The following is a 7,164-nucleotide window of genomic DNA, read 5'->3' as shown; positions in this document are numbered from 1 at the left end:
GAAATTTTTCTAATAAGTTATAAGTTAAAAGTTACACTTGAAATGCATGTCTACATCCTGTGTATTAGAACTTATAAGTTAAAAGTTACACTTGAAATGCATGTCTACATCCTGTGTATTAGAACTTATAAGTTAAAAGTTACACTTGAAATGCACCTCTCGAAAAATCAGTTATAACTAAAAAGTTACACATGAAATGTATGTCTTATAAGTGACAAAAGTATTACTCAACTTCAAAACTAAAATTATTTAACAACAAAAAACAAAAAGTATAATCAATAATAGGATGTGAAGACTATGTCAAAAAATATTAAAACAACTGTTGAAGAATTACGTAAACTGGCCAATGTCGACAATGTAATCGGCAGCCCTATAGAAACCGAAGATAAAATCCTAATTCCAGTCGTAAGAATGGGAGTGGGATTCGGAGCTGGAGAAAACCTTATCGGTAGCGAAGGCGGCAAGCAGTCGGTGCAGGTGCAGGAGTTGAACCGATTTCCATGGTAGTGATACCTAAAAAGGGAAATGATGCCGAAGGAATCCGCGTGCTCAATCTAACCAAAGGATCAGAAGCAAACAAAGCAATATCCGACATTGCATTGGTCATAAGTGACCTTATTAAAAATTATATGGATTCACAACAACCTGATGAATACTACGACGAATCCGAATACATAGAACCTGAATTCAGTACAAGTGAAGAAACAGAAGAAGAATAGGACTTTACATGTTAAACATCCTTTTGATGATTATCCTGATAATCATCCTATTTATTATTTTTTTACTCCTTATTGGGATTAAAATATCTTTTGAATACACCAAGAAAGGTAGCGAGATTAAAGGATGTTTGAAAATACTTATTTTTAAAAAAATCAAAATTTACACCCGCCATTTTCCATCAGAAGATGATGACAAAGAAGATGACGAAGACGAAGAGAAAAAGGAAAGGGACATTAAAAAGCTCTTTAACCTGGCAAAACCCTGTTTTGATGACTTCAAGATTTATCTGAAATCTGTTTTAAATATCATCAAAGTCAAAGAGATACGAAACCACCTGATTTTTGGAATGAACAGTTATGCAGATACCGGAAAATACATCGGCATAATCTGGGCGATTTTAGCCACCGTCAATCCAATGCATGAAAAGCTGAAACTGAGTGCCGAACCTTCATTTGAGGGGTCAGTCATTGACGGATACGGAATCAATGAAGTTGAAATCTACCCGTTAAGACTCATAGTTCCTACAATCAGGCTGATTTTAAAAAAAGATGTTCGAATATTCATAAGAGGTGTTCTGGATGAGCGATAATATACTTGAGGATATTGAAGAGTATCTTGAACTCAAAAACTACGTCGACTATGAATTTAAAAAGGAATATGGTTTAACATTTGCCTTCAGAAGGCAGATTGTGATGATTAAAGACAGGGTAACTTCTGCTGAAATTGCACCTGTCGGAATTATTTACGAAGAAAATGGCCAATATTATTTAGCACCCCTAGATAAGGCCATCAACATAAGTGAAGTTGTCAAGGAATATGTGGAAAATTGCATCTAACTTGGAAGGGGAATGTCTTCGCTTTCCACGATTACCTCAATTACAAGAGGTCCTGTCAAATCCTTATCCAGAATCATCTCCAAATCGTCAAGATTGTCCACCCTTACGGCATCGATTCCATAGCTTGAGGCCAGCTTTACAAAATCGGGATTTTCCAACTTGACCTGGTAAGGCTCCATATCGTAGAATGATTCCTCCCACTGGCGAATGATTCCGAACTCTGAATTGTTTATGATGAACACGATTACATCCAGATCCTGCTGCTTAAGTGTTGCAAGCTCCTGGAGGTTCATCTGAAAGTCTCCGTCTCCGTTGATGACTATGACCTTTTCTCCTGTCGCTATTCCTGCACCTATCGCTGCCGGAAGGCCGTAACCCATCGGAGCCATCGCCCCTGAAAACAGAAGCTGTCTTGGCCTTTGGGATTTCTTTAAAAGGGTTACCCATGTTGTGTGTGATCCTGCATCTGAAGCGACAATATTATCCGGGAATCTCTCAAGAATCCTTTTTATTGCGGCCTGCGGCTTTAAGTCATCGTCAAGGCCTTCAATATGATATGAATCGTCAATCTGAGATATCTCATCAATCCAATCAACAGGCTTGAATTTTATTTCTGCCAGAAAATCAGCAACCTTACCATGAATCGGATAATTGCCCACCAGAACATCTTTATTTATGTTTACATGGATGAAATTTTCAGGCATTTCAGGCAGTGTCCTTTCGCTTGCCTTGATTCCAAGACCGATTATGCAGTCAGCATTTTCAAATGCGTATTTTCCCCTTTCTGTTGCACGTGTTCTGCACAGTCCAAGGTTTAAGGGATTCCTTTCTGGAATCACACCCATTCCATGAAATGTGGTGGCAACAGGAATCTGATATTCATTCACAATATTCTCAATGGCCTGTGCCTGGCTTATTGCACCTGCACCCAGAATTAATAATGGCCTTTCGGCATTGTCAATGACTTCCTGTGCCCTTGAAAGATTGGACATGTCATCTTCACACAGATAGCACAAGTCAAAGTCATCAAAGTCCTCCTGCAAAAGGACATCCTTAGACAGGTTAATGTGAATCGGACCTTTCGGGAAGTTTTTAAGCTCATAAATGGACGCCCTGAGCATATACATCGCTTCCGTTCCGTTCAGTGGATTGTAGGATGCTCGTGTGATGTGTTTAAACATTTCTACCTGAGGGGTTGACTGGAAATGGTCGCTTCCCCTATATTTCAGTTCATTGTCACCGGTCAGTACCAGTACTGGCAGATTGTCCTTGAATGCTGTTGCAAGAGGCATTGTTACATTAAGTGCCCCTGGTGAAGCTGTTGTGATGCAGACTCCTATTTTACCTGTTGATCTTGCATATCCGTCTGCTGCGGTGGCCGCCCCCTGCTCGTGTCTTGTAAGCACATGGTTGATTTCGCTTTTTGATAGCGCCTCATAAAGGGGCATAATCTGCTCGCCCGGAATTCCAAAGACATCAAAGATATCCTCTTCTTCCAATATTTCAACTATCTTACCTGCAACGTTCACTCTTCCGCCTCCTGATATGACCCGTCATACTCTCCGGAACCTTCCACCGGAAATACAACTGCCTGAGCAATCCTGTCGCCTGATTTGATTTTATATTCGTATTCTCCGTGATTGTAAATCATAAACATCAGTGTTCCGTAAAATCCAGGGTCTCCCACTGCGGTCTGTACGGAAACAAATGACCTTAAAAGTGTTGAGCGTGGCAGATAAAGCATTGTATATCCCTTAGGGATTTTTATTTTCCTTTTGATGCTTGCCAGATATGCTGTGTGGGGCTTCAATGTGTAAATATCGCCTTCAAGCTCTTCAATTTCAGGCAAATTCTTTTCATTGTCAATCAATGATCCTGCGCTTTTCTCCACGTATATCTTATCCAATTCCAAATCGATTCCGGACGGCTGCACCAAATCTGCGAAATCCGGAAATATCTTTACAAGTTCATCTTCACCGAGCATGTTATCAACCTTCAATAAGATATTTATCTTAAATCGTTAATATATTAGATTGGTGATACTATGCCAGTAATTCAAATTGCCGGAAACAACGGAATAAGCATTGAGAAAAAAAGAGAAATGGTAAAAAAAGTGTCTGAAGTTGTGGCTGAAGCATACGGCCTTCCAATTGAAACAATAACAGTATTGGTAACCGGATTCGAACCTGATGATATCGGTGCCGGCGGCCAGCTTTTAAGCGACAGATAATGAATTTAAAAAGGGGAGTCGGAAATCTCCCCCATTAAAGTTCAAACCAAAAAAGAACTTTTGTATTTGACTTGCAAATACATGCTTATTTTGGTTTTTGTTTAATATAATGATTTTGATTTTTGCAGATGAGTCCCTTTTCGGTCAGCTCATCAAGGTTTTTTTGGATTTTTTTGGTGAAATTGCCTGAGCGAAATCTTATGAGAGCCTTTTCAATGTCCTCGACTGTTGAGTCGTCAACCGCATCATATACGCTTTGTTGAAATGGGGTTAAATTGAAGATGATATCATTTAGGGGATCCTGAGTGTTTTTAAAGTCCCATGTTCCGTCCTGGGCTTTTGTGTTGAATCTCTCTTCCAATTCTGGAATCCTGTCTGTCAGCTCATCCAGATATGGGTGCTCGGCAAGTCCCAGCTTGTGCTTGGTAATCCTGTTTAGAAATTCGGCACGGATTTGGTCCAGATTAATGTCGTTTTTGCTTTCAAATGAACCCAATACATACACCTTATCGTCGATTACCTCAGTAACCCTGTAATTATTGTTGTCCTCATCATACTGGATTTGCGAGAAGGAGTTGACGTCCCACATGTTGTCAAGAAGATGGTTTCTTGCAAACTCCGCATCCTCAAGTGTGTCGTAATACCCAAAGATATAGTCATCGCCTGCAATCTGCTTTTTTATTATGAATGTGTCGAATATCCTTGTGATGTTGAGCCCGTAACGTGAGTTGTTGGGATTTCTCATTTTCCTTTTAGTCATCTGGCTGATTTGGCTTTGGGACGGTCTTGCTTTGGATTTTGCCAGAACATGAATCCTATCGTCAATCACCGCCAAAACAATGTACTGGCCATCATATTCATAGGTTTCATTGATTGAATCCAAATTCCAGTCGTTTTCAACCAGCAAATCCCTTAAAAATAGTGCATCATCCAAATCCTGCAATTTGGCATAGGTTCTGTTGGCCTTGACGATTGCAAATGAGTTCTTGTTTTGGCGAATGTATTTTCTCTTCATCAATATGAGTTTGGATTTCAATATATTTATACATAAACCGTATTCTTTTGATAAGTGGCGCTGATTCTTGCAATCCTTTTAGGCTTTTTGATGGTCAGTTTCGCTATGCCCTTGGCGTTTGTCCTGACGGTGAACCTTTTGGAATTGACCTTGATTTTGACAATCCTGTTTTTGATTTTCTTGTTGATTGCTGCCTTGACGGTCAGTTTCCTTTTGGTTTTACTCACTTTTAAACTGACCGGCTTTGTTTTAAGTTTTTTGGTGAGCTTTGCACCCATATAATAGATTTTCAAAGAATAGCTTTTCTTCTTGAGCTTCATTGATTTCTTGAATGTCAGAATTCCCTTCTTGTTGGTTTTGACCCTATATGTCTTGCCGTTGAACTTAAGGGTCACCTTTTTGGATACGAGAGGCTTGCCGTTTCTTGTAAGGAGCTTTACCTTAACGCTGACTCCCTTGAATGTAGCCTCGCATGAAATGGTGCTGATCTTTGCTTTTGAGACTGTCACGACCCTCCAGTTTGAGAGGTCCTCGAATCCGTCATCCCCGTAATAGTCGATGAATATGTCATGTTCTCCCGCATTCAGGTTTTTTAAAGAGAGTCTTGCGATTCCGTTTTTGATGTAGACCTTATATTCCCTATCGTCAATGCCGAAAATCACATAGCCCCCAGTGGTTTTGGGAACCTCAACGGTGACGTACTTGTCCTCACCGGCGGTGAATCTGTAATCCAGGCTGATTTTAGGCAATATGTAAAATGATGTGTTGACATCGCTCATATTATAGTCATTGCCGTCGTATCTGACGGTTATATCATGTTCGCCCGGAGCAAATGAATCTATTGCAATCTCTCCATGGCCCCTGGCAAGTTTCACTGAACTGAACAATTTGCCGTCAACGTAAACAATCAGATTGCCATTCGCATCGCCCGGAAGATTTAGCTGGACCTTTGAGGAGTCCAGGTATTCGACCTCATATGGAATGTGGAACTGATAGCTGACGGTGAGATTGTAGCTTCTGGTCAATGGGTAGTACTTTTCATCCCCTGCAAATGATACGACCAGCACATATTCACCTGAATCGAGGCTGGAGACGTCCACCTCAATTTCATTGTTGGCCATTTGCGGAGAATGCCTGAAAGAGTATTTTGTGCCGTTTATTGTGACCGTGAGGAGATTATTGTTCAAAGAATCCGGCAGCATGATATCAAAGGTGTTCTTATCGCCGTATGTGAATGTCAGAGGCCACACGTCAAAATCATAGGTCATGTTGAGGGCCTGTGTCTTGGTTCTTGAGAGGTTCTTTCCTTCAAACACCACCTTGATTTCACGGTCTGTGTATCTGATATATTTTTCAAGGGACATTATGAACTCTCCGTCATATATCCTTGAGTTTGCAATCATCCTGTCATCAAGGAACACCTTGACGGTTGCAGAGGATGTGGTTGATGCCTCAACGGCAATGCAGTCGTCATGGCTGATGTTGATTACCTTCGGAATGCTTATCTTCACATTTGTCACGGTGAAATTGAAGGATTTGTTGAATGGACGGTAGTAGTCATCGCCAAGATAGCTTATCCTGGCCGTGTGGTTTCCCAGTTCCCGATTTGAGAATGGGTCATTTTCCCATGCAAAGAGCGGCCTTGCACTGGTCCTTTCAATCAGCTCATCATCAACATAGAACTCAACGATGCCGTTGGCGGACCTTGGAAAAATCAGCACTACCTGATGGTCCCTATACTGAAGGATCTCTTCTGGGAAACGGATGTTTTCATATTCCGGAGGATTGTCCATCACCTTAAGGGTCCTGTTTATGTTGAGGTCGATGCCGTTGTAGAATGCGGATACCCTGTAGACTTTAAAGTCCATCGGAGGATATATGTTGATTATGAAGGTATATTTTGGTTTCGGAAGCTTGATTGGAACCTTGAACGAATGGTCTGTGATTGTCTCGTTGTAGATTTCCTCGTCATTTATCTTTATGCAGAACTCACCTGACGCCTCGTCGGGAAGCTCGACGCTAATGTCTGAGAGGTTTTCCTCCCACATCTTCTCGTCAAATGTCACGTTGATATCACCGGTTATGTCCTGCGATTGGGCAATTACGTCACTTTGTGTGGAATTGCCGTCGGTGACGTTGTCAGAAGCGCATACAGACGCCATTGAAACGAATAATAAAACCAGACCTATTGCCAATATCCCCTTCATGTTCATGAGGTTAAATTTATTCGAAGTGATTAAAGTAATTTTTCAGTGAGTGACCGGTTGAAACTAACATTTTAATATAATATATATTATATAATTATATTTAAGAAAATCATATTGAGGTGACACTATGGCATTAGAAGGTGCAGAAAGAATAGA

General features: G+C 40.7%; 9 protein-coding genes. 5 read left to right on the top strand and 4 right to left on the bottom strand.

What is annotated here, in order from left to right; translation table 11 throughout:
- Window positions 1-297: 297 nt before the first annotated feature.
- From QZN27_RS08045 to QZN27_RS08030, 4 genes are all read left to right on the top strand, one after another.
- Entirely contained in the window at window positions 298-507 is a 210-nt protein-coding gene (locus tag QZN27_RS08045; RefSeq protein WP_296786162.1) for a GerW family sporulation protein, read from the top strand.
- On the top strand, window positions 501-719 hold the full coding sequence (locus QZN27_RS08040) for a hypothetical protein (protein ID WP_296786159.1): 219 nt from the start codon (window positions 501-503) through the stop codon (window positions 717-719). The genes QZN27_RS08045 and QZN27_RS08040 overlap by 7 nt, the downstream gene beginning before the upstream one ends.
- A gap of 128 nt (window positions 720-847) precedes the next feature.
- A complete protein-coding gene (locus tag QZN27_RS08035; RefSeq protein ID WP_296786157.1) occupies window positions 848-1,309 on the top strand; it encodes a DUF2953 domain-containing protein in 462 nt (153 codons plus the stop codon).
- Window positions 1,299-1,556: a hypothetical protein gene (locus QZN27_RS08030; RefSeq protein WP_296786154.1), complete on the top strand. Its 258-nt coding sequence runs from the start codon at window positions 1,299-1,301 to the stop codon at window positions 1,554-1,556. The genes QZN27_RS08035 and QZN27_RS08030 overlap by 11 nt, the downstream gene beginning before the upstream one ends.
- Here the strand turns inward: QZN27_RS08030 and QZN27_RS08025 are convergent.
- Together QZN27_RS08025 and QZN27_RS08020 are read right to left on the bottom strand one after the other, a co-directional pair.
- Window positions 1,553-3,085 (bottom strand): thiamine pyrophosphate-binding protein, encoded by a 1,533-nt coding sequence (locus tag QZN27_RS08025; protein WP_296786151.1) that lies wholly within the window; start codon window positions 3,083-3,085, stop codon window positions 1,553-1,555. The two genes, QZN27_RS08030 and QZN27_RS08025, sit on opposite strands and share 4 nt — an antisense overlap.
- A complete protein-coding gene (locus tag QZN27_RS08020; RefSeq protein WP_296786165.1) occupies window positions 3,082-3,540 on the bottom strand; it encodes a deoxyuridine 5'-triphosphate nucleotidohydrolase in 459 nt (152 codons plus the stop codon). The genes QZN27_RS08025 and QZN27_RS08020 overlap by 4 nt, the downstream gene beginning before the upstream one ends.
- A 60-nt stretch (window positions 3,541-3,600) precedes the next feature.
- Between QZN27_RS08020 and dmpI the strand changes: the two genes are divergently transcribed.
- Complete coding sequence (gene dmpI / locus QZN27_RS08015) at window positions 3,601-3,786, top strand: 4-oxalocrotonate tautomerase DmpI (protein ID WP_296786147.1); 186 nt, start codon at window positions 3,601-3,603, stop codon at window positions 3,784-3,786.
- An 85-nt stretch (window positions 3,787-3,871) separates the two neighbouring features.
- Here the strand turns inward: dmpI and QZN27_RS08010 are convergent, their stop codons facing one another.
- A complete protein-coding gene (locus QZN27_RS08010; protein ID WP_296786144.1) occupies window positions 3,872-4,801 on the bottom strand; it encodes a hypothetical protein in 930 nt (309 codons plus the stop codon).
- A gap of 26 nt (window positions 4,802-4,827) precedes the next feature.
- The gene (locus QZN27_RS08005) at window positions 4,828-7,014 is read right to left on the bottom strand and encodes an Ig-like domain-containing protein (RefSeq protein ID WP_296786142.1); all 2,187 of its coding nucleotides are present in this window, start codon (window positions 7,012-7,014) and stop codon (window positions 4,828-4,830) included.
- Between the last annotated feature and the right edge of the window lie 150 nt (window positions 7,015-7,164).

Origin of the sequence: uncultured Methanobrevibacter sp. (assembly GCF_900316895.1) — an archaeon.
Taxonomy (GTDB): Archaea; Methanobacteriota; Methanobacteria; order Methanobacteriales; family Methanobacteriaceae; genus Methanocatella.
Note: the sequence above shows the minus strand (reverse complement) of the source record. Positions and strands in the feature narration are given on the sequence as shown.